The sequence below is a fragment of the Streptomyces sp. AC555_RSS877 genome (assembly GCF_019049245.1).
Lineage (GTDB): Bacteria > Actinomycetota > Actinomycetes > Streptomycetales > Streptomycetaceae > Streptomyces.
In genome coordinates this window covers 96,261-118,202 of record NZ_JAGMUK010000059.1, presented here as the reverse complement: position 1 = coordinate 118,202, position 21,942 = coordinate 96,261, and the positions used below count along the sequence as shown (strand labels likewise).

General features: G+C 70.3%; 24 protein-coding genes, 1 tRNA gene and 1 pseudogene. 9 read left to right on the top strand and 17 right to left on the bottom strand.

Annotation, left to right across the window (positions count from 1 at the left end; translation table 11 throughout):
- Positions 1-22: 22 nt before the first annotated feature.
- The 4 genes from KUM49_RS26095 to KUM49_RS26080 form a co-directional block, all read right to left on the bottom strand.
- A complete protein-coding gene (locus tag KUM49_RS26095; protein ID WP_217239385.1) occupies positions 23-514 on the bottom strand; it encodes an SH3 domain-containing protein in 492 nt (163 codons plus the stop codon).
- 113 nt (positions 515-627) lie between these two features.
- Positions 628-1,863, bottom strand: a complete 1,236-nt coding sequence (locus KUM49_RS26090) for a HAMP domain-containing sensor histidine kinase (protein ID WP_217239384.1) — start codon at positions 1,861-1,863, stop codon at positions 628-630.
- The gene (locus KUM49_RS26085) at positions 1,860-2,621 is read right to left on the bottom strand and encodes a hypothetical protein (RefSeq protein WP_217239383.1); all 762 of its coding nucleotides are present in this window, start codon (positions 2,619-2,621) and stop codon (positions 1,860-1,862) included. Before KUM49_RS26085 ends, KUM49_RS26090 begins: the two co-directional genes overlap by 4 nt.
- A 77-nt stretch (positions 2,622-2,698) precedes the next feature.
- The gene (locus KUM49_RS26080) at positions 2,699-3,205 is read right to left on the bottom strand and encodes a dual specificity protein phosphatase family protein (protein WP_217239382.1); all 507 of its coding nucleotides are present in this window, start codon (positions 3,203-3,205) and stop codon (positions 2,699-2,701) included.
- 136 nt (positions 3,206-3,341) lie between these two features.
- On the opposite strand from KUM49_RS26080, the gene KUM49_RS26075 reads away from it, so the two are divergent.
- A complete protein-coding gene (locus KUM49_RS26075) occupies positions 3,342-4,145 on the top strand; it encodes a nuclease-related domain-containing protein (protein ID WP_217239381.1) in 804 nt (267 codons plus the stop codon).
- Between the two features lie 62 nt (positions 4,146-4,207).
- Here the strand turns inward: KUM49_RS26075 and ligD are convergent, their stop codons facing one another.
- Positions 4,208-5,089 (bottom strand): non-homologous end-joining DNA ligase, encoded by an 882-nt coding sequence (gene ligD / locus KUM49_RS26070; RefSeq protein ID WP_217239380.1) that lies wholly within the window; start codon positions 5,087-5,089, stop codon positions 4,208-4,210.
- Positions 5,090-5,161: 72 nt separating this feature from the next.
- Between ligD and KUM49_RS26065 the strand changes: the two genes are divergently transcribed.
- Positions 5,162-6,202 (top strand): Ku protein, encoded by a 1,041-nt coding sequence (locus tag KUM49_RS26065; protein WP_217239379.1) that lies wholly within the window; start codon positions 5,162-5,164, stop codon positions 6,200-6,202.
- Between the two features lie 63 nt (positions 6,203-6,265).
- Here the strand turns inward: KUM49_RS26065 and KUM49_RS26060 are convergent, their stop codons facing one another.
- Together KUM49_RS26060 and KUM49_RS26055 are read right to left on the bottom strand one after the other, a co-directional pair.
- On the bottom strand, positions 6,266-6,766 hold the full coding sequence (locus KUM49_RS26060) for a peptidylprolyl isomerase (protein WP_217239378.1): 501 nt from the start codon (positions 6,764-6,766) through the stop codon (positions 6,266-6,268).
- A 92-nt stretch (positions 6,767-6,858) separates the two neighbouring features.
- Positions 6,859-8,157: an acyltransferase gene (locus KUM49_RS26055; protein WP_217239377.1), complete on the bottom strand. Its 1,299-nt coding sequence runs from the start codon at positions 8,155-8,157 to the stop codon at positions 6,859-6,861.
- An 8-nt stretch (positions 8,158-8,165) separates the two neighbouring features.
- On the opposite strand from KUM49_RS26055, the gene KUM49_RS50305 reads away from it, so the two are divergent.
- A complete protein-coding gene (locus KUM49_RS50305) occupies positions 8,166-8,495 on the top strand; it encodes a DUF6766 family protein (protein ID WP_308406748.1) in 330 nt (109 codons plus the stop codon).
- A gap of 85 nt (positions 8,496-8,580) precedes the next feature.
- On the opposite strand, the gene KUM49_RS26045 is transcribed toward KUM49_RS50305, so the two are convergent.
- The 5 genes from KUM49_RS26045 to KUM49_RS26025 all read right to left on the bottom strand — a co-directional run bounded on the left by KUM49_RS26045 (position 8,581) and on the right by KUM49_RS26025 (position 12,980).
- Entirely contained in the window at positions 8,581-9,129 is a 549-nt protein-coding gene (locus KUM49_RS26045; protein ID WP_217239376.1) for a phosphatase PAP2 family protein, read from the bottom strand.
- 9 nt (positions 9,130-9,138) lie between these two features.
- Positions 9,139-10,188, bottom strand: coding sequence for a YihY/virulence factor BrkB family protein (locus KUM49_RS26040; protein ID WP_217239375.1), 1,050 nt, complete (start codon positions 10,186-10,188; stop codon positions 9,139-9,141).
- A gap of 66 nt (positions 10,189-10,254) precedes the next feature.
- A complete protein-coding gene (locus KUM49_RS26035) occupies positions 10,255-10,902 on the bottom strand; it encodes a GAF domain-containing protein (RefSeq protein WP_217239374.1) in 648 nt (215 codons plus the stop codon).
- 267 nt (positions 10,903-11,169) lie between these two features.
- Complete coding sequence (locus tag KUM49_RS26030) at positions 11,170-11,769, bottom strand: hemerythrin domain-containing protein (RefSeq protein WP_217239373.1); 600 nt, start codon at positions 11,767-11,769, stop codon at positions 11,170-11,172.
- 11 nt (positions 11,770-11,780) lie between these two features.
- Positions 11,781-12,980, bottom strand: coding sequence for a hypothetical protein (locus tag KUM49_RS26025; protein ID WP_217239372.1), 1,200 nt, complete (start codon positions 12,978-12,980; stop codon positions 11,781-11,783).
- 255 nt (positions 12,981-13,235) lie between these two features.
- On the opposite strand from KUM49_RS26025, the gene KUM49_RS26020 reads away from it, so the two are divergent.
- A complete protein-coding gene (locus KUM49_RS26020; RefSeq protein WP_217239371.1) occupies positions 13,236-13,694 on the top strand; it encodes a DUF4383 domain-containing protein in 459 nt (152 codons plus the stop codon).
- A 311-nt stretch (positions 13,695-14,005) separates the two neighbouring features.
- Here the strand turns inward: KUM49_RS26020 and KUM49_RS26015 are convergent, their stop codons facing one another.
- The 4 genes from KUM49_RS26015 to KUM49_RS26000 form a co-directional block, all read right to left on the bottom strand.
- Entirely contained in the window at positions 14,006-14,236 is a 231-nt protein-coding gene (locus KUM49_RS26015; protein ID WP_217239370.1) for a hypothetical protein, read from the bottom strand.
- 231 nt (positions 14,237-14,467) lie between these two features.
- Entirely contained in the window at positions 14,468-15,085 is a 618-nt protein-coding gene (locus tag KUM49_RS26010) for a hypothetical protein (protein WP_217239369.1), read from the bottom strand.
- A gap of 328 nt (positions 15,086-15,413) precedes the next feature.
- On the bottom strand, positions 15,414-15,893 hold the full coding sequence (locus tag KUM49_RS26005; protein WP_217239368.1) for a hypothetical protein: 480 nt from the start codon (positions 15,891-15,893) through the stop codon (positions 15,414-15,416).
- 634 nt (positions 15,894-16,527) lie between these two features.
- Positions 16,528-16,932, bottom strand: coding sequence for a type II toxin-antitoxin system PemK/MazF family toxin (locus KUM49_RS26000; RefSeq protein WP_217239367.1), 405 nt, complete (start codon positions 16,930-16,932; stop codon positions 16,528-16,530).
- Between the two features lie 167 nt (positions 16,933-17,099).
- Here KUM49_RS26000 and KUM49_RS25995 point away from each other — a divergent pair.
- Together KUM49_RS25995 and KUM49_RS25985 are read left to right on the top strand one after the other, a co-directional pair.
- A pseudogene (locus tag KUM49_RS25995) lies at positions 17,100-17,441 on the top strand (transposase); the annotation flags it as partial.
- Between the two features lie 441 nt (positions 17,442-17,882).
- Positions 17,883-18,179, top strand: a complete 297-nt coding sequence (locus KUM49_RS25985) for a GYD domain-containing protein (protein WP_217239366.1) — start codon at positions 17,883-17,885, stop codon at positions 18,177-18,179.
- A gap of 254 nt (positions 18,180-18,433) precedes the next feature.
- On the opposite strand, the gene KUM49_RS25980 is transcribed toward KUM49_RS25985, so the two are convergent.
- A tRNA-Arg gene (locus tag KUM49_RS25980) sits at positions 18,434-18,505 on the bottom strand.
- Positions 18,506-18,660: 155 nt separating this feature from the next.
- Here KUM49_RS25980 and KUM49_RS25975 point away from each other — a divergent pair.
- From KUM49_RS25975 to lysA, 3 genes are all read left to right on the top strand, one after another.
- Entirely contained in the window at positions 18,661-19,176 is a 516-nt protein-coding gene (locus KUM49_RS25975) for a response regulator (RefSeq protein ID WP_308406756.1), read from the top strand.
- Positions 19,177-19,324: 148 nt separating this feature from the next.
- Positions 19,325-20,422 carry an ArgS-related anticodon-binding protein NrtL gene (nrtL, locus tag KUM49_RS25970; protein WP_217239365.1) on the top strand — a complete coding sequence of 366 codons (1,098 nt, stop codon included), beginning with the start codon at positions 19,325-19,327 and terminating at the stop codon, positions 20,420-20,422.
- 18 nt (positions 20,423-20,440) lie between these two features.
- Entirely contained in the window at positions 20,441-21,832 is a 1,392-nt protein-coding gene (lysA, locus tag KUM49_RS25965; RefSeq protein WP_217239364.1) for a diaminopimelate decarboxylase, read from the top strand.
- Positions 21,833-21,942: the final 110 nt, after the last annotated feature.

The following is a 21,942-nucleotide window of genomic DNA, read 5'->3' as shown; positions in this document are numbered from 1 at the left end:
GGCACCTTGTTCCCGTCCGGCATCAGCACCAACGGGGGGTGGGCCCGATGGTGTCGATGTAGCGGGCCGCGCCCCAGGCCCAGATGCCGTCCGCGATCTGGTACCAGAGCGGGTCGCCCTGGACGGTCTCGCCGCGGGTCTGGCAGAAGATCGAGAGGATCTCGCCCCTCTCCGCGTACCGGATCACCTGGGAGCCGCGGGTCGGCGCACTGCGCAGGGCGAGCGAGCTCGCGGTGACGACGCCCCGGGAGAAGCGCTGGTCGTCGTGGTTGCCCCAGTCGCCGTTCTGGGTCTGTCCCAGCTCGCTGTTCTGGTTCTGTCCGGGATCGCCGCTCTGGTTCTGTCCCTGATCGCCGTTCTGGTTCTGCTGCCAGTTGTCGCTCTGGCTCTGCCCCGAGCCGTTGCTCTGTCCCTGACCCCAGTCGTCGTTCGCGACGGCGGGGGCGGCGGTGGCCGCGGTGGCGAGGAGAGCGCCGACGGTGACGGCTATGGCGCAGCGGGAACGCAGGGTCATGGCGTACCTCCATGAAGGGGGCGAAGTTGACTAATCGCCACATTAGGAGTGCCGACTCGCGCTCGCCCGTCACGCTGGTCCATAGGGGCGCGCCCCGAAGGGGTCCGACCGCCCTAACCCAACGTCAGCGTGGCCACCGCCCCGCCGTCCGCCGCGTTCGCGAACACCAACCGCGCCCCCAGCACCTCCGCCTGACCCACCGCGATGGTCAGCCCCAGCCCGTGCCCCTTGGAAACCCCCTCCGTACGGAACCGCTGCGGCCCGTGCTCGACCAGGTAGGCCGGATACCCGTCCCCGTGGTCCCGCACCGTCACCACTGGCCCGTCCACCGTCAGCATCACCGGAACCCGCCCGTGCCGATGCGCGTTCACCACGAGATTCCCGAGCACCCGCTCCAGCCGCCGCCGGTCCGTCTCCACCGCCACGTCCCGCACGACCACGACCTCCGTGTCCGTCCCCGACGCCCGCACCACCCGCTCGGCCAGGGCTGCCAACGGCTCCCGGTCCAGGTCCAGCCGCTCCCGGCCGGTGTCGAGGCGGGAGATCTCCAGCAGGTCCTCGGTGAGCGTGCGCAGCGCCGCCACCCGGTCCCGGACCAGCTCGGTCGGCCGGCCCGCCGGCAGCAGTTCGGCCGCCGCGTGCAGCCCGGTCAGCGGTGTGCGCAACTCGTGCGCCACGTCCGCGGTGAACCGCTGTTCGGCGAGCAGCTTGCCCTGCAGGGACGCGGCCATGGAGTCCAACGCGGCGGAGACCGCGGCCACCTCGTCCTGGGGCCGCGTCGGATCCTTCGTGCGGGGGTCGTCGACGCGGGCGTCCAGATCGCCCGCGGTGATCCGCCGGGCCACCCGCGCGGTGGTGTGCAGTCGCCGGGTCACCCGGGTCACCGCGAACGCGCCCACCAGCAGCGTCGCCCCGATCGCCAGCCCCGACGACCACACGATCGCCCGGTCGAGTCCGTCGATCGTCCGCCGGCCCTGCGAGTAGTCGACCTCCACCGCCAGCGTCCGCCCCCCGTCGACCGGCCCCGCCGCCCACATCGTGGGGCGCCCGCGGTGCTCGCCGACCATCGTGCCGCGCTCCCCGGCCGCCGCCAGCTCCCGCAGCGGTCCGGGCAGGTCCGGGGGATCGACGCCGGCACCCCGTGCCGGCGAGTCCCCGGCCTCGAAGGCCGCCGTCGCCTCCGTCAGCCGGTCCAGGGCGAGGTCCCGGGTCTGGCCGACGGTCTGGTTCGTCACCGACACGTGCACGAGAACGCCGAGCAGGGCGGCCAGCGCGCAGCACATCACGGTGATGAAGGCGGCGGCCTTCGCCGCGAGCGTCCCGGCCCAGTGGGGGAGCGCGAGCCTCATCGGCCACTCGCGGACGAGGAGACGGCAGGCGAGGCGGAGGACGACGAGGACGAGGACGGGGACGCCGACGGCCGCTTCGAGGCCGAGCCCTTCGTGCCGCCCGTGCGCAGCAGCTCGTCGTGGGTCAGCAGCATCAGGCGCTGGTCGGGGTCCCAGGTCCACTGGAAGCGGTACTCGTAGCCCGCGATGTCGGACGGCGAACGGATGATCACGGACCGCCCGGCCAGTTCCACCCCGGCCACCGCGTCGTCGTTGGACATGACCCGCACCAGCCGGCCCGACGCGAAGGTGTAGACGCGTACGGCCGTCTGGTTGCCGGGCAGGAGCCGGAAGCCCAGCGTCAGGTCGTCGCGGCCGTCGCCGGTGAGGTCGCGGTAGTACGGCTTCAGGACGGGACACCGGCCCTTCGCCGCGCCCTCGTCGCAGTCGGCCATCCGGCGGGTGGTCTCGTAGTACGGCGCCTTGGTGCCCGTGTAGGAGTCCGGGTGCTGGGCGATCTCCGCGCGGACGACGGCCACCGGGTCCAGCTCGTGGATGTCGTCGCCCGGAGCCGTGAGCCCGCGTACGGTCTCGGCCTCGCCGTCGTCGTAGTCCCAGGCGGGGCTGGCCGCAGGGGTCAGATCCGGCCACAGCCGGTCCGGGCTCATCGCGGTCGCCGTGGGTCCGGCGCCCCGCAGCCCGCCCGTGTCACCACAGGCCGCCGCGCTCGACAGCAGCAGGGCGACACCGAGGAGGGTACGGGCGGGCGTCAGGGGCACGCCGTACACCCTATTCTTCGGGAAGTCCGTTGGTGCGCTCCTCCCGGTCGCGCCCGCGCACGGCCTAGAAGAAACGATTATTCGGCCAGCTCCTCAAGGAGCCGGGCCGTCGGCAGCCCGGCTTGCAGGTACTCGACGAAGAGCTCGTTGTGCAGGGCCCAGGGCGAGCGGCGGGACCTGATCAGCCGTATCGCCTCGTCCGCGGAGTGCCCCTGGCGGACCAGGGCGTGCGCGACCACCAGCCCCGAGCGGTTGTAGCCGTGGTAGCAGCGGACGAGGACCTTGCGGCCCGCGTCCAGCGCGTCGCACGCCGCCCGTGCCAGCCGGATCACGCCCGCGAGCTGGGTGCCGTCCAGCGGTCCGTCGGGAATCGGCCACACATGGTGCTCGACCCCCTCGTCGGGACCGTGCCCGGGCAGCCTCAACAGCGTCTGCACGACGTCGAACTCGTTCCGTACGACGGCGAACCCGACCTGCCCGGACTGCCGCCTGAACTCGTGCCCGCCCATCCACAGCCCCGGCACGACCTCGTTCCACGCATGCTCCGGAGCGGGTACGTCGGCCTGTTTCCCACGCGTCCGCAACGGCGCCTCCCCAAGACCCCACCAACTCACCCATAGGTACCCGGGTCAACTCCCCTTCAAAGGTGACCGTCAAAGACAGCCGGCTTCTTGCCCCTGGCGCACCGAGCCTGTTCCCATGGTCGTGGGGTGATGGTGCATGAGCGGACTGCGCGTCGTACCGACCTGGCGCCACGGTCGGGAGCGGCTGTACGTCTGCCTCACGGACGGCAGGAACATCGCCTGGTACGACCGTGAGGCATCCCGGGTCAGCCTGCTGAGCGAGGACCGCAGACAGGACGTCCTCGACGCCCTCGGGCCCTTTCTGACCGGAGCGGTGGAGATCGGCCCGCCCCCGGTGCCGACCCCCGCGGAACTGGCCCGGCTGTCCCTCCACCCGGACGACGACCTGGCGCCCAACCGCCCCGGCGAGGCGCTCCAGATCGCCCTGGACCGGGACCCCGGCCCCGCCCATCGGCTCCGCCCCGACCCCCGCCGCCGCGCCCTCACGGCCGAACAGGCGGTGGGGGAGGCCCTGGACCGTCTCGACGGCGCCGGCTGGCATGCCCTGCACTCGGTCCCGCTGCCCGGCGGCGACCGCGTCCACCACCTGGTGATCGGGCCCGGCGGGCTCTTCGCGGTCCACACGCTGTACGCCCGCAGGCAGCGGGTCACGGTCGCCGACCCCATGGTCGCGCTGGGCCGCCGCGAACCCCGCCCGGTGCTGCGCCGCGTCCGCGCCGACGCCGCCCGCGCCTCCTACGCCCTGACCGCCGAGGTCCACCCGGTGCTGGCCCTCGTCCAACCCGCCGATGTGACGGTCACCGCACCGCTGCGCGAGGCCCGGATCGTCACGGACACGGACGTCGAGGGCCTGGCCCGGCTCGGTGGCGTCCTCAAACCGGCGGACGTCGAGGCGCTGCACGCGATGGCCCGGGACCGGCAGACGTGGGTGCGGGTGTGACCCTTCAGACGCGGGTGGCGGTGACCCCTCGGGCCTCGTGAAGTGATCCCCGGCAGGGTCGCTCAGGGCAGCGATCCCGCCGTGTCCGCGTCGAGGAGCGGGGCCAGCAGATCGCCGTGGTCCCGCACGCGCGGCGCGAGGTCCGGTGCCTCGAACGCCAGCTGCTCGGGCGCCCCGCACTCCTCGACCTCGCCCCACGTCACCGGCGCCGACACCAACGGCCGCGCCCGGGCCCGCAGCGTGTACGGCGTGGCCGTCGTCTTGCGGGCGGCGTTCTGGCTCCAGTCGACGAACACCTTCCCGGGCCGCAGGCTCCGCGTCATGCGGTGGACGACCAGGCGGGGCATCGCCTTCTCCGCCTCGACGGCGAGCCGCTTGGCGTACTCGGTGGCGGCGTCGGAGGAGACCGGGCGCAGGGCGGCCAGCAGATGCAGCCCCTTGGACCCGGCGGTCTTCGCGTACGCCTCGATGCCGTCCGCCGCGAGCCGCTCACGCAGCCACAGGGCGACCTCGCAGCACTCGACGATGCTCGCCGGCGCCCCGGGGTCGAGGTCGAAGACCAGCCGGTCGGCCTCGCCGGGCGCGTCGAGGACCCACTGGTGGGTGTGGAACTCGGTGACCAGGTTCGCCGCCCACATCAGGCTCGCCAGGTCCTGCACCAGCACCATCCGGGCCGGCCCCTCCGACCTGGGCACCACGGCGGTGGTGACCCAGTCGGGCGTACCGGGCGGCACGTTCTTCGCGAAGAACACCTGCCCGTCGGGTCCGTCCGGATAGCGCAGGAAGGACACCGGCCGATCCCGCAGATGGGGCAGCAGGACCTCGGCGGTGGTCGCGTAGTAGTGCAGCACCTCGCCCTTGGTGAACCCGGTCGCGGGATACAGCACCTTCTCCAGGTTGCTGAGCGCGAGCCTTCGCCCCTCCACCTCTGTGATCGGCGTCATACGATGAGAATCCCAGAGATTTCGTCGTAAGTGTCGTCAATACTGACAAGACCCCGCAAACCGATCGAAAGGGTGCTGCACGTGCGATCCATATGGAACGGCGCCATCTCGTTCGGCCTGGTGAGCATCCCCATCAAGCTGGTGAACGCCACCGAGAGCCACTCGATCTCCTTCCGCCAGATCCACCTGGACGACGGCGGCCGCATCCGCTACCGCAAGGTGTGCGAGCTGGAGGACCGCGAGGTGACCACGTCGGAGATCGGCAAGGGCTACGAGGACGCGGACGGCACGATCATCCCGATCACGGACGACGACCTGGCCCACCTGCCGCTCCCCACGGCCAAGACGATCGAGATCGTGGCGTTCGTCCCCGCCGACCGGATCGACCCGCTCCAGATGGACGCGGCGTACTACCTCGCCGCGGGCGGCGCCCCGGCCGCCAAGCCGTACACCCTGCTGCGCGAGGCCCTCAAGCGCAGCCAGAAGGTCGCCATCGCCAAGTTCGCGCTGCGGGGCCGCGAGCGCCTCGGCATGCTGCGGGTGGTGGGCGACGCCATCGCCCTGCACGGCCTGCTCTGGCCGGACGAGGTCCGCGCCCCCGAGGGCCTCGCCCCCGACACCGACGTCACCGTCAACGACAAGGAACTCGACCTCGCGGACGCCCTGATGGACACCCTCGGCGAGATCGAGCTCGAGGACCTGCACGACGAGTACCGCGAGGCCCTGGAGGAGGTCGTCGCCGCGAAGGCGGCCGGCGAGGCCCCGCCCGAGTCCCCCGAACCGGCCAAGGGCGGCAAGGTCCTCGACCTGATGGCGGCGCTGGAGAACAGCGTGCGGGCGGCGAAGGAGTCCCGGGGCGAGGAGGAGGCCGGCGAGCACGCGGAGGTCAGACCGATGCCGGCCCGGAAGTCGGCGCGGGCCACGCCCAAGCAGGCGGGCGGCAAGAAGTCGACGTCCACGGCGAAGAAGACGACGGCCGCGAAGAAGACGACCGCGGCGAAGAAGTCGACGGCCAAGTCGGCTCAGGGCACGAAGAAGACCGCGGCGGCCAGGAAGACGCCCGCGAAGAAGACGGCGGCGAAGAAGGCGACGGGCCGCAAGAGGTCCGCGTGACCTGCGTACCGCGTGGGCCGGTGCGCCCCGCAGCCGCAGGTCCCGGCAGACCGCCGGCTCTCGTCAGTCGAGAACCTTGGCGCCCTCGATGAGGACCGTCTGGGTCGGCACGTCGCCGTGCCCGCGGCTGCTGCCGGTGCGGACACCCTTGATCTGGTCGACGACGTCCTGGCCCTCGGCGACCCGGCCGAAGACGGTGTAGCCCCAGCCGTTCGGGGTCTTCGCCGTGTAGTTGAGGAAGTCGTTGTCCGAGACGTTCACGAAGAACTGGGCGGTCGCGGAGTGCGGGTCGCTGGTACGCGCCATCGCGACCGTGTAGGCCGTGTTCTTCAGGCCGTTGTCGGCCTCGTTCGGGACCGGGGCCAGGGTCGGCTTCTGGACCATGTCCGCGGTGAAACCACCGCCCTGGACCATGAAGTCGTCGATGACGCGGTGGAAGATGGTGCCGTCGTAGTGCCCGTTGCGGACGTACGTGAGGAAGTTCTCGACGGTCTTGGGGGCCTCGGCGTCGTGCAGTTCGAGAACGACTCGGCCGAAGTTCGTGGTCAGCTCGACCCTGGACATGGAAATCGTCCCTTTCTGGTGGGGCTTGGCCGGAGCATCTTGTCACACGCCCCTGCCACGGCCCGGTGGCCGTGCCGACGGCTGCCCCGGCGTCAGGCGGCTTCCTCCAGGGCGTCGTCGGCCGTCCTGATCCGGTCAACGCCCGTCCGCCACCCGGAGAGCACCACCAGCGCGAGGCCCAGGCCGAGCCCCGCCGCGGGCCCGGCCGCGAACCGTCCGTCGTGGGCGAACCCCTGCGCGGCGAACCGGCTCAGCGCGGCCACACATGCGGCGAGCCCGAGCCACAGCGCCCAGGCCGCTCGCGGCCGGCCCTGCGGCCGGACCCGCTCGTACACCGCCCCCAACCCCCGCTCCAGCGGCCGCAGCGCGAACACGACCCCGGCGAGCACGCCCGCCAGAACCAGCAGCCAGGGCAGCCTCATTCCCCACCAGGCGGCGGACGCGAACCCGGGATCGGGCGCGAGACCGGGCAGGTAGAAGACGGCGGCGACGACGAGCACGGGCACCATGTGCCACAGGTACAGGGTCATGCTGACCCCGCTCACCACCCGCACCCGCCGCCACACCCGCTCCCGCGCCAACACCCGCCGCAGCAGCGGCGCGAGCAGCAGACAGGCCCCCGTCTGGGCCACCACCCAGGCGAGCATCGCCGCCGACGGCGGATCGGTGTTGCTCGGGTCCTGCCCGGTCACCAGGATCAGGCTGACGGGAAACGGACCGGGACCGACCAGCAGCGCGAAGGCCAGCCCGCCGCCCCCCGCCATCAGCGCCGGGACCGTCGACCGCTCGCCCAGCAGCCCGTCCCGCCAGCAGAACCCCGACTGGTAGGCGACCCCCCACACGAGCACGTAGTTGAGCAGCCCGACGTCGAGAGCGCCGGCCCCGAGAGCGACCACACCCATCGCGACGGGGACGAGGACCCCCCAGCGCCGGTGCGCCGCGTGCAGCACCGGAGTCAGGGCACTGAGGACCAGATACACGGGCAGGAACCAGAACTGCATGGCCAGGGCCCACCCCACGAGTTCGAGGGTGTACGGGTCCACGCCGACGGCCGCCGACACCCCCACGGCGGCCAGCACCAGCCCGCTGTACACCCCGGCCGGCAGCAACAACCGCAGCGCCCGCCGCCCCACCCACTCCGCGGCCGTACCACCCGCGTCCCGGTCCCGCTCCCAGGACCCGCCCGCGGCATGCCCGCCGGCGAGGAAGAACAACGGCATGACCTGGAACCCCAGCGTCAGCCACTGGGTCCAGGGCACCACCGCCAACAACTCCGGCGCGCCGATCGCCCCGTCGTCCCCGCGCACCAGCCCTGTGATCAGCCAGTGCCCGAACACCACCGCCCCGATGGCCCACGCCCGCAGGAAGTCGACATACCGGTCTCTGCTCATACGTCGCGATGCTGCCGCAGCACCCCCGCCGCCGAGCCGAAACGCCCATGCCGCAACCAATCCGTGCCCGGTACGACACCGGTGCGGACAGGAGCCCGGGCCCGGCCGGCGCCGGACCGTCGTCAACCGGCCCGCGGCTTCCGGCCACGGCGCCGCGCACGATGTTCCAGTACCCGGACACCGCGGACTTCTGGAACCGCACCCTGCAGAACTGGCAGTCGGAGCTGCTGGCCGTCGCCTCGATGGCGGTGCTGTCCATCTACCTGCGGCAGCGCGGCTCACCGGAATCGAAGCCGGTCGGAGCCGCCCACAGCGCCACCGGCGTCGAAGGCGGCTGACGACGCCGGCCCGCCTCCGTACACCTGACGGGACACCGGCCCCGTACACCTGATGGGCCCGGCTGTCCTGGGTCGGCCCTCGTCGTCACAGCAGCACGCGCCGCAGCAGACGTGGAGTCTGGCGGGCGGCTACGGACGCGGCCAGCCCGATCAAGGCCCCCGCCGCGACGTCGGAGGGATAGTGCGCGCCGGAGTGCACGCGCTCGTACGCCACCAAGGCTGTCGGCACCGCACACGCCGCGCCCGGCCACGGCCACACCGTTGCCACGGCGGCCGTGAAACCGACGGCCGCCGCCGTGTGCCCGGAGGGGAAGGACGGCGAATCGGGCCGCTCCCGCACCTCCTCCGGCGAGATCCACTCCTCGGGCGGCCGGCGCCGCCGCCACATGTGCTTGACCACACCGTTCGACACCGTCTGCGCCACGGCCATGCTCACCACTCCCGTGACCGCGGCCAGGCGCCCCCGCCAGCCGCCGACGGCTGCCATGAGCACGGCGACACCCCACCACAGCTTGGTGTGCTCGGCGGCCTCCTCCACGGCGGGCAGCAGCCGCCGGGCGCCGTCCGACGGCCAGGACGACACCTGCCGTCCCAGCCGGTGATCACCGTCGTGAAGAGACTCGAACATGTCCATGACGTGCTCTCATTCCCTGTGGTGTTCCATCCGACGCTGGTCCTCCTCGCTCCACTTGCGGGTGTCCCGGGGCGGTACGTAGGGCTCCTCACCGTCGGGCAGACCGCCCACGACGGCCCGCTGACGGGTCATCTCCGCGTCGAATTCGAGACCGAGCAGGATCGCGATGTTGCTGATCCACAGCCACACCAGGAACACGATCACACCGGCGAGCGTCCCGTACGTCTTGTTGTACGAGGCGAAGTTCGCCACGTAGAACGCGAAGCCCGCCGACGCGATCATCCAGATCACCAGCGCCAGGAAACTGCCCGGCGTGATCCAGGTGAAGCCGCGGCCCTTCACGTTCGGTGTCGCCCAGTACAGGATCGCGATCATGATCGTGACCAGCACGACCAGCACCGGCCACTTCGCGATCGACCACGCCGTCAACGCCGTGTCGCCGATCCCCAGCGCCGTGCCGGCCTGGCGGGCCAGACCGCCGGTGAACACCACGATCAACGCGCTGACCACGGCCAGCACCAGCAGCACCACCGTCACGCCCACCCGGACCGGCAGCAGCTTCCACACCGGACGGCCCTCGGGCATGTCGTACACGGCGTTGGCACTGCGGATGAAGGCCGCGACATATCCGGAGGCCGACCACACGGCCAGCAGGATGCCGACGATCGCCATGACGGAGCCGACACCGCCGCGGCCCTGCAACTGCTGCACGGCGTTGCCGATGATGTCCCGGGCGGATCCCGGGGCCAGCCGCTGGAGGTTCTGCAGCACCTGGTCCGTGGCCGACTTCCCGGCGACGCCCAGCAACGACACCAGCACCAGCAGCGCCGGGAACAGCGACAGCACTCCGTAGTACGTCAGCCCCGCGGCCCGATCGGTGAGCTCGTCCTGCTTGAACTCGCCGACCGTGCCCTTGAGCACTGCCCACCAGGACCGCTTCGGCATCTGGGTGGGCTCGTCCGGTGCCCGCCGTTCCACGTCCTCTCCCGGTCCGACCCGCTGTCGTCCCGGTGCCGGCGGTTCACTGGTCAGGTGAGCGGATTTCGATGTCCGTGCCATAGGACCTGGTGTAACCACATCGCGGCGGAAGATTCCCCGGCGTGCCCTACGCGCGGGGCGGACGGTTCAGGACGGCCGTGGTGATCTCGGCCAGTGTCCGTCCGCTGCGAAAGGCCTCCGCGCGCATCCGGGCGAGCGCGTCGGTGATGCTGATGCCGAGGCGCGCTGCCACGATCCCGATGGCCTGGTGCGTCGAGGACCAGTGGGACCGGATGACGTCCGCCGGTTCCCGACCGGGGGTGCGCTGCCGGTCAGCAGCTCGGTGAGCGTCGAGAGCAGGCCCTCGACCACGGCGTCGGCGACGTGCCGGCACTCCCGTACCGCGCGGTCGTCCAGGCCGCCCCTGTCGTGCCGCAGCAGGTCCATGGAGCCGAGCGTCTCGTCGCCCAGCGACAGCGGGAAGGCGTAGACGGCTCCGACGTCCGGGAGCCGTTCGTTCATGCCCGCGCTGAAGAAGGGCCAGCGGCCGAGGTCTTCGCGCAGGTCCTCCACCAGGACCGGTGTGCCCTCCGCCGCGGCGGTGATACAGGGACCTTCCGCCGCGGTGAACTGGACTTCCTCCAGGCACAGAGCCGTCGCGTCGGAGGCGCACAGCAGTTGCCGCGAGGGCGTGTCCGTCAGCAGCGACAAGGTCGCCCCGTCCACGGACAGGGCCTCACACACCGTCCGGCACAGCGCCCGGAGCACTTCGGGGCAAGGGCTGGAACGGGCCACGTTCAGCACCGTCTGAGCAGCCGTCGACCGCCGTGCCCCCATCGCCGTCCTTCCCGACATCGCCACTGGTGACCGTCTCGGGTGCCCCATACGTCAGGATCCATGGCCGGACAGAGGCCGGACAGAGGCCCGTCAGGGGCCGGTCAGGGCCGGAGACGCGGGTTCGCCGAGGAAGCACTCATCAGAGCGGTGCCAGGCGCCGGGGGAGCGGCCCGCGTGGCCCCTGCTGTCGCAGGGACCACATGGCCGATCCCCGGACGGACGCGATCAGTGGGATCCGTCGCGGCCCATCGCCTGGCGCACGGCGTCCCGGGTGCGGTCCATCAGGGCGACGACGGGGCCCAGCGCCATGTTGGCGGTGGCGGACTCCACGCCCGGATGGGGCCGGGTGGGCGCCATGGCCTCGGCCGCCTTGACCCCCTTGGCCAGGGAAGCCAGTGCCCCGGCGTCGGCGCTGCGCCGGATGTGGATGAACTCGTAGCGCTCTTCCGCGCGGGCGTGCTCCTGGACGTCGGCGCGCAGCGCCAGCAGCTGGGGCAGGAACTTCGGGTCGTCGGTGTCCATGTCGTCCAGAGCGCTCAGCGTCTCTTTGGCCGACCGTTCCTCGGCGAGGCGGGCCTCGACAACGTCCTCACCGCCACCGACGTTGCGGCGGACGAACGGGTGCACGACCTCCTCCTCCGCCGTCTCATGCACGGCGAGGAGGCGTACCAGCCGCCGGAAGGCCTGCTGCCGGGCGTCCCCCGTGCTCGCCTCGACCTCGTCGAAGAGATTGCGGATGTCCCCGTGCTGGCGCATGAGCAGGGCCACCACGTCGGCGTCCGGGGCGGAGTCGTCGCCGGCCTGCGGGGTGTGGTGCTCGGACATGACCGGTCTCCTCACTTCTCCCGCAGGGCGGGGTCGGGGTGTTCGCCCTCGGTCTCGACGCGGTACTCGTGCCCGAACATCTCGTCGTGCTGCGTCATCACCCGCTCGCTGGGCGGCGCCTCACCGCCGTGGATCTGCTCCTGCATCTTCTCGAACCGCTCGTGGGCCTCGCGGACGTATCCGGCGCCGAGCGTCGTCAGGTCGATCTGCGTGTCGAGCAGCTCCCGCAGGTAGGCCTTGTTCGGCTCGAAGGTCAGCACGTCGGGCAGCTGCGGCGCGAGCACCGACTCCGGGTCACGCCCGTCGTGACGGCGCATCAGGTCACAGGCGACGTGCAGGTGTTCCAGCTCCTGGTTCAGGTGCAGCTCCCAGATCGCCTTGACCTTGGGATCGCTCTCCTGCTCCATGAAGGAGTAGTAGAGGTAGCACTCGTTGTACTCGTGGTTGACGAGCTGTTCCCACCACGTCTCGCCCGGGTCGACCAGCGACTCGTAGTGCGTGACGTGCTCCTCCTCGATGAGGCCGATCTCCTGGTAGAGCTGGCGGGCGATCGGCTCCATGTAGGTGGGCCCGGTGTTCATGTAGAAGTTCATGGTCTGCTGCTCCGCCGACATGATCGTCAGCGCGTGCAGCTTCGACAACGGGTTCGTCTCGTCCTTGGCGTACGGATCACGGACGTTGTCGGCCGGGTGCCGGTGGTGGAACTTCGTCGGCCGGCCCGGCATGACCTCGGTCAGGCCCTCGACGATCGCGTCCGCCTTGCGGTGCTCGATCATCTCGTACAGGTTCGCGTACCGGTACAGGTGGTCGAAGTCCTCCAGGACGCCGAACTGGTACGCCTGCTTCAGGTACGGGTCCGGCTCCATCCGGGCGACCCAGGCGGTGAGGTCCACGGCCACCTGCTCATAGGCGATGGTCGTCTCCAGCACTGACGACACACCGGGGAGCAGCCAGTTCACCGCTTTCTGCTGCTGTGCCTCGATGTAGCGCGTCTGGGCCAACTGGCGTTTCACCTCGGCATCGACGGTGTTCCGGGCCAGCTGGTGGCTGAACATGATCGCCTCGACCTCGATGCCGTTCATCGTGATGATGCGGCAGCGGGTGTACGGGTCGCAGTGATCGGGGTCGATGGGAGTGACGTCCAGCTCGCGCCAGTTCCTGATCTGCCGGTCCAGCGGGATACCGCGTTGTTCCAGTGGATTGAAGGTCACCTGTGCCTCCAGGGCAGTCGATGGTGAGTACGCAGGTCCCCCTCGGCGCGGAGACCACTCGCCGGAAAAAGGGGGAGGAGGTGAGCGTCGGCCATGCTCGACGGGATGGCATCCGGACCGCGGCTCCCCCGCCGGACCGGCCCCGCCGCAGTCACTCGACCAGCGGCACGATTCCGGCGTGGTTGCACCGCACGCCGGGGTACTCGCCGCGTATCGGCGCTCATCGGTGCGCACCAAGGGAAGGGCGGAGCCGCGATGACCACGCACGCACGTACCCCGGGCAGAGCCCGTACCCCCGTCCAGCAGGCGGCACTGCTGGTCGGAGCGGTGTTCCTGCTGGTGGGAATCCTGGGATTCATTCCGGGGATCACCACGAACTACGACGACATGGAGTTCGCGTCGCACGACTCCGGGGCCGAACTCCTCGGCATCTTCCAGATATCCATCCTGCACAACCTCGTCCACCTCGCGTTCGGCGTGGCAGGCATCGCGATGTCCCGCACCGCCGCCGCGGCCCGCACCTACCTGCTGGCCGGTGGTGCCATCTACCTCGTGCTGTGGCTGTACGGCCTGTTCGTCGGCCACGACAGCAGCGCCAACTTCGTGCCGCTGAACACGGCCGACGACTGGCTGCACTTCGTCCTCGGCATCGGCATGATCGCGCTGGGAGCGCTGCTCACCCGTCGCCGTACTCCCGCTTCCTCCATGAGGTGACCGCCCGTGACCGCTGCGAAAACACTGTGGGCGGCCGCGGCCGGCCTCACCGCCGGAGCCGTCGTCGCCCTACAGCGCTCCGGCGCGCGTCCGGCCGACCCGGCCGCCGGGAACCGCTGGCTGACGGTGACGATCAACCGTGCACCGGGCGACCTCCAGTCCGACAAGCTGCCGTCACCGCTGCAGCAGTACGGCGACCGCATCGAGACGCGCATCCGGCCCGCACCCGGTGACCGGGGCACGGAAGTGGCCGTACGCCTCAAGGAGGCATTACCGGACACGGCGCACTCCGTGCCCGCACGGCTCGCCGGTCAGGATCCACGCCAGGACCTGCGCCGCGCCCTGCGCGAGGCGAAGTCGCTGCTGGAGACGGGCGAGATCCTGGAACCCGACGCGCCACCACCGGGGTCGTCGCCGACGCGCTCGCCGTCCGCAGCGGCCTCGGCCCCGGCCAACGCCACGCCGCCGTCCGCCCCGGCCGCCACGCCGGCGCGGGCCCCGTTCCGCGCAAGGACGCCTACGGCCGATGAACCGGCGCGCACAGCCGGACGAGACGATCGCCTGGTCGTGTCGCGCCCGTCGTGCGGCGCCTGGGGTCTGCCGTGCTTCCCTCCGGCCAGCCCTGGTGGCTGTTCGAGTTCCGCGGGCCGGGTGGTGCAGGTCGAGGTCGAAGGCGGGGGATTCGGAGCGTATGCGCGGCGCGGCAGCGTGACGAAGTGGTGCGATAGTCGGCGTGCGGCGGCGGCAGACGCCTGGTGGCGACCCGGTGGTCCTCACTCCGGGCCGAGCGCCACGGTCGTCGTGACCCGCGTGAGGGCGGGCGTGCGCGGCACCGAGCCGAACCCGAAGCGCACGGGCGGTTCGACGAGCGCCAGCACGCCGAGATCACGGCCCTCGAAGACCGCCGACAGCGCGGTGACCGGCCGCAGGTCACGAGCCCCGTACCACTCGCGTCGGCCCCCGCCGGCACTGCCACGGGTCCGCACACCGGCCAACAGCACCCGGGCCGGCCGGTCCACCAGCGCACTCCATACCGGCCGGCGGGCGAGCACGCCGGGAACGGCACACAACAGGAACCCCAGTAGCCCCCGGCGGCCGGTGGAGAAGCGCAGATCAAGGGATCCCGCGGTGACGGTCCAGGTGCCGTCGGCGACGCTCACATCGACCGGGACGACGCGTACGGCGTCGAAGGCGTAGGTGCCGCGGATGAAGTCCGCCGTCTCCTGTGTGGGGGCGAGCAGCAGCCGTTCCCCGTCGGCCCGCTCCAGCATCACATCGCTGAACGGACCGAACGGTGACCGCGACCAGTGCCCGAGCACGATGCGCGTACCACCGGAGGTGCCCACGCCGGCGATCCAGCCGTCGAAGCGCACCCTCGGACGGGTCTTCATACGTAACTTGCTCCTCCGGAGTAGTGCATCAGGGGCTCGCCGAGGGGGAAGCCCGCCGCACCGGCTGGCGTCGCCTCGGCCACCTCGACTGCGGCGCCGGACAGCAGCCACGGCTCACAGACGGCGAGTCCCCTCACGAGAGTCAACAGAACGTGCCGAATACACGGCCGCGACGCGAGGGAACGCGCCACGCCGTGTTTTAGGCGTACTGATCCGTAGCTCTAGGTGGATCGGTCGGGGGCGGTCATACGGGTGGCTGTGAAGGCACCGACGTGAGCTGCTGGGCGGCAACGGTTGCTGTACTGCCGTGCTGTACCGGGCGCGGCAGCTACCCCGCTCGTTCGAGGGTCAGTTCACTGCGAATGGGCTTGGCTCGCCATAGGGCTGCCAGCTGGGGGTAGGACTCAACGAACCGGCGGATCCTTCCGAGCGCGGCGGTCCTGGGCGGGCCGATCTCGTCGAAGTCGAACCCGGTGTCCTGGTGGCCGAGGCTGTCGAGATCAGCCCAGGCCGGGTCCTCTCCGAAGATGAGCTGGAGCTCTACCTGCCAGTACTCCGGCTGCCAATGGGGATCGTCATGCTCGTCGACCTCAGTGACGGCAAGCTGCCGCCCGAAGGACAGCGCAGGCTGGTCGTCGTTCCAGTCCCATCGGCCCCACTGGACGATGAATCCGTCGCCGTCGTTCTCGGGCCCCGCGATCCCTTCGATCTCAACCTGGAGAAACTCGCCGAACGCATCCCAGGTGGCTTCGACATCGCGTATGCCGTCGGACTCAACTCCACGCTGCCCCAAGATCTGCGCGAACACGGCTGGGCTGGACTGCCAAGGAATGGGCATGCGGGACGCTATCCCGGTGATCCTCGCGGCCTGGGGCCCAATCCGCCGTGAACCACGATGGGAACGGCACGTAGGGCGCACGCTTTCCAACTGTGTTGGAGGGCTCAGAGACATCGGACGGGGCCGTTCACCTGCGTTCATGGAAGTGCCGTTGTGGGGGTAGCCACCGCCTTCGGTCTCGTCTGAACGGCCGTGAACGACGCTGAATGAGACGGAAACTGAGACGGGCTGCGCCTCTCGCTCGTGCTGCTCTGCAGCCGCCTGAATCGAGAAACGAGGAGTCGGCACGGTCGGCTTTGTCGCCACTGGTTCGTTCCCAGGTGGCTGGACGGGGGAGGCGCTGAGCCCAGGCGCCCGTCTCCTCTGCGCAGATCTCTTCTACGCGTGCGGCAAGAATCCCTGGAGCGGAAGTCGGCTCCTCATACTCGTCCAAGGCTTGCTCATAGCGGACCACGTCGGTTTCGATCTGCATGGTCCCCCGGCTGAAAGAGATCCAGTCTCCCTGCGGGTCGAAGACATGGCGCGTACCCGTCAGTAGCGAGGTGAGGGACCCTGGTACTCCAGCCGTAGATCGTGATCTCGATGGTGAGTGGCGCCTCTCCGCCTACTCGAGTTCACCGAGACGGAGGGCGTCCCTCATCTCGCTGAGCTTCGCGGTTGTCGCCGGGGTCCGTTCCTTCGCCTGTTCGCCGAGACGGAGGGCGTCCTCAATCTCGCTGAGCTTCGCGGAGGACAGGACGCCCGCCCGCTCGATCAGGTCGTCCTGGGACACGGTGGTCAGCCACGTGCAGGGGGTAAAGCCCGGGCACGGGAACGCGAACCGCAGCACGCCTTCAAAGGGCAGTCCTTCCATGGCCCCTACTTGCACTTCGACGCCCAGACCGCTGATGTCGACGCCCGCAGGAGTGACGACCTGCATCGCCCCGATCCTGGACGCGTCGTCTGCCGCCAGCAGTACGACCAGCCGCCGCTCGTCGAACTCCACCCACCAGACCTCGCCACGTTGCACATGTCCTCCTGACTCAGGACGGCAGGCGGAACTGCGCGACCCTGACGCGTTGTGGAGACGGGTGTCGCCACCGTTGATCATCGTGAGTTGTGTGGACTGACGAAGAGACGGTGGCCGCAGGTCACAGCATAGAACCCGCCCGTTGGCGGGACGCGTTCGAGGGCCTGTTGGGCCGGATCGCGGGGCGCTTCGCCCGGGTCGAACCCCGGCGCAGGGCGGCGCGGTTGGTGCTCGGTCTATTGGCCGACCTGCCGCGCAAGAACTGCTGGACCATCGCCGAGTGGGCTGGCGAGACCACTCCGGACGGCATGCAGCACCTGTTGGGCAAGGCCAAGTGGAATGCCGATCAGGTCCGCGACGACGTGTGCGGCTACGTGGTGGAGCACCTGCACGACGACCGGGCGGTGCTGGTCGTCGACGAGACCGGCGATGTGAAGAAGGGCACTGGCACGGTCGGCGTCCAGCGCCAATACACCGGTACAGCCGGCCCGACTCCAGGGGCGAAGGTCGGGGCTGCACCGTACGGGCATCGGCCACGTTGCATGCCGTGGACCAGAGCAAGACGCGCTGGCCGAACCGCGACGACAGACCGGCGGTCAACTCTTCTACGCCCGCAGCTTGGGAAGCTAAGGGCATCTGGGGCCTGCCCCGGGGCTGACCTGCGGCGGAGCGGTGTCGAGGGCAACAGCGTCGAGGTCCTGCTGAGCCGCTACGCCAAGTGCCTCGACGGCCGCCAGGAGGTCGCCAGTCGCCGTATCGAGGATCTGTTACGTGAGTACGAATGACACGCCCACTGCGCATGTCCCGAGGCCCCTGGATCTGCCCTTGACGAGTTCCATCGCTCATCGCACGTCTCACTCGTCCGGCCTGCCTGTAAATGCGCATTTCGCGTGATGGTGCTCAGCATTGATCGACGATGTGTTGTTTCTTCTTCATAGGGGTGAAAGACCATGCCGACGTATGTCTCGTTGCTGAACTGGACCGATCAGGGGGTCCGGGGCTACAAGGACACCCCGCAGCGCGCCGAGGCCTTCGCGGCTGCGGCACAGAAGCTGGGGGTGAAGGTCCTGAACCTCTACTGGACCGTCGGTCCGTACGACATCGTGGCCGTCGTAGAGGCGCCCGACGATGAGACCGCCACTGCGGTGCTCCTCCAGGTCGCCGGGTTGGGCAACGTCCGTTCCACCACCCTGCGGGCCTTCGGGCGGGAGGAGATGGACCACATCATCGCCAAAGCCACTGGCTGAGGCCTTCCAGATCGAGGACCCGTCTCACGAGTACGAGTGACCCGCGAGGGCGGGCGCTCCGAAGCCCCTGGATTCGTCCGGGGGCCTTCGTTTCTGTTAGGTCTGACCAGGGCGGATGGCCCAAGATCCTGTCCACGAATAGTCCACAGACTCCGTCATAGGGCCGCTCAGGACTGCATACGGCTGCACATACGCGAAGACCCCGGCCTCAGCGTTTCCGCTGGTGTCGGGGTCTTTGGGCACCTCGTGCAAGGTGCCCCCGGCAGGATTCGAACCTGCGCACACGGCTCCGGAGGCCGTTGCTCTATCCCCTGAGCTACGGGGGCGTGTCGGCTGCGGTGTTCGCTGCGACGGGTAGAACCCTACCAGCTCTGTCGGGGTGTTCATGAACGGTTTTGCGGGGTCAGGGGAGGTCGGGCAGGGGCTTGCGGGGTGGTCCGGTCGTTGCAGGGAAGGGCAGGGTCGCCCGCACGGGGTGGAAGTGGGGAAAACCCGGACGCGGTGGCCGGTCCCGACCTACTCTCGAGTTGTGCCAGGCGCGTCGGGCCGGGTGCTTGTTGTGGACGACAACAAGGTCATCCGGCAGCTGATCAGGGTCAATCTCGAGCTGGAGGGCCTCGAGGTCGTGACCGCGGCCGATGGTGCCGAGTGTCTGGATGTCATTCATCAGGTGCGCCCTGATGTGGTCACCCTCGATGTCGTCATGCCCCGGTTGGACGGGCTCCGGACGGCCGCGCGGCTGCGGGACGACCCGCGCACCAGCGATCTCCCCCTCGCCATCATCAGCGCCTGTACGCAGTACGAGGTCGAGGCCGGGCTGGATGTCGGCATCGACGCGTTCCTCGCCAAGCCTTTCGAGCCTGCCGAACTCGTGCGGATCGTCCGGCATTTGGTCGGGCGGAAGCAGAGCGGGCAGTCCGGGGGAGCTGAGGGGACGGCGTTCGGGAGTGTCCTCGGCGGCGGAGAGGCCGAGCGGGCCGGCCGAAGCGGCGGCTGACCTCACCTGCCCGACCTCACTTACCCGCCCACGCCCACCCCCGCGACCTCTCCCGGCCACGCCCAGCCCCGATCCCACCCCGTCCACATCCCGGACCCCGCACAAACCGACTCGCCTACCCACCCCCCTCCTCCCCTACGCTTGTCCCGTGACCCCCGTCGAGCTCTCTCGTACCGTGCTGTGCGCGGTGCGTCGTGCTGTCGATGAGGGGGAGCTGAGCGTGACCGTGCCGGGGCGGGCCGTGGTGAGTGCGCCTGGTCCCGGTGGTTGCGGGGACTACGCCACCAACATCGCTCTTCAGCTCGCCCGCCCGGCAGGGCAGCCGCCGCTGCGCGTCGCCGAGATCCTCCGGTCGTACCTGCTCGCCCCCGATATGGCAGAGGTCGCCGACGTCGTCGTCACCGGGCCCGGGTTTCTCAACATCAGTCTGCGGAGCACGTCGTCCGTCGCGCTCGTCGAGGAGATCTTCCGGCGCGGACAGAGGTACGGATACGCCGACGGGCACGCCGGAGACGTCGTTCAGCTGCATGCCCCTCATGAGGTCCGTGCCGTCGTGGTCATGGATGTCGTCGCCCGGCTGCTGCGCTCCCAGGGGGCGCTCGTGCGCACCAGCTGCGAGGCCCGTCCCGAGCCCGCCTGGGTGGAGATCCTCGGTGTGCGGGTTGACGCTCACGGCGAACCCCGTACGACCGGCAGGCCCGGCGAGCCCGGCGCGCCTGCCTCTCTCGACGCCGACACCGGCGCCGCCGCCGACGTACGCCCCCTCCCCGCCCCCGCCGACCCCCTCCCCCTCGGCCGGGACGCCGCCCGTTGGGCTCTGCTGCATCCCGCCGCACACGACCGGCCCCGCATCGGCGACGGCCATCTCGTCCAGCGTGAGAGCAACCCCCTCTTCCGTGTCCGTTACGCCCACGCCCGCACGCGGGCCCTGAGCCGTAACGCCGCCGACCTGGGCTTCACCCGCGAGCCCGGCCCTCTCTGCGAGGCGCCCGCACTCGTCGCCGTCCTGAGCGACCACCCCCGCGTCCTGGCGCACGCCGCGGCAGACCGTGCCCCGGACCGCCTGGCCCGGCACCTCGTTGCCGTCGCCGATGCCGTGCTCCCTTTCCTTCCCGTCGTCCTGCCGCGCGGCGCGGAGAAACCCTCGGCCGCCCACCGCGCCCGGCTCGCACTTGCCGAAGCCGCCGGGACGGTGCTGGCCGGCGGCCTGTCCCTGCTCGGTATCGACGCACCCGATCACCTCTGAGGAAGCACCGAACACGCCATGAGCCGTTCCGCACACCCCGCCGGGCCCCGTCACGCCGATGTCCTCCCCGAGGGCCACTACTCGGCCCCGCCGGCCGACCTCAACACTCTCGACCCCAAGGTGTGGGCGCAGACCGTCACCCGCGACCAGGACGGCGTCGTCACCGTCGGCGGCATCGACGTGAAGGCCCTCGCCGAGGAGCACGGCACCCCCGCCTACATCGTCGACGAGACCGACTTCCGGGCCCGTGCCCGTGCCTGGCGCAGCGCCTTCGGGACCGACGCCGACGTCTTCTACGCCGGCAAGGCGTTCCTCTCCCGCGCCATCGTCCGCTGGCTGCACGAGGAAGGGCTCAATCTCGACGTCTGCTCGGGCGGCGAGCTCGCGACCGCCCTCTCCGCCGGGATGCCCGCCGACCGCATCGCCTTCCACGGCAACAACAAGTCGACGGAGGAGATCCACCGGGCCATCGAGGCGGGCGTCGGACGTATCGTCCTCGACTCGTTCCAGGAGATCGTCCGCGTCGCCCACATCGCGCAGTCGCTGGGCAAGCGGCAACGGGTGCAGATCCGTATCACCGTCGGCGTCGAGGCCCACACCCACGAGTTCATCGCCACCGCCCACGAGGACCAGAAGTTCGGCATTCCGCTTGCCGGGGGCCAGGCCGCCGAGGCCGTACGCCGTGCCCTGCGGCTCGACGGGCTCGAACTCATCGGCATCCACAGCCACATCGGATCCCAGATCTTCGACATGTCCGGGTTCGAGGTCGCCGCCCACCGTGTCGTCGGGCTGCTGAAGGACGTGCGCGACGAGCACGGCGTCGAGCTGCCCGAGATCGACCTCGGTGGCGGCCTCGGCATCGCCTACACCAGCGACGACGACCCCAGCGAGCCGCACGAGATCGCCAAGGCGCTGACCGAGATCGTCACCCGTGAGTGCGAGGGCGCCAAGCTGCGCACGCCCCGCATCTCCGTCGAGCCGGGACGCGCCATCGTCGGTCCGACGGCCTTCACGCTCTACGAGGTCGGCACCATCAAGCCCCTCGACGGGTTGCGTACGTACGTCTCCGTCGACGGCGGCATGTCCGACAACATCCGTACCGCGCTGTACGACGCCGAGTACAGCGTCGCTCTCGTCTCCCGCACCTCCGACGCCGGGCCGATGCTCGCCCGCGTCGTCGGCAAGCACTGCGAGAGCGGTGACATCGTGGTGAAGGACGCGTTCCTGCCGGCCGACCTGGCACCGGGTGACCTGATCGCCGTACCGGCGACGGGTGCGTACTGCCGGTCCATGGCCAGCAACTACAACCACGTGCTGCGCCCGCCGGTGGTCGCGGTCAACGACGGCGAGTCCCGGGTGATCGTCCGCCGGGAGACGGAGGAGGATCTGCTGCGCCTCGACGTGGGGTGAGCACCCCGGAAAAACGGGTGTGGAAGATCTCCTGTCTTGCCGCCCTGTACACATGAAATCGATGTCTCACGATCCGGACATGGGATAGAAACTCCCGTCCGGTGAGTGAG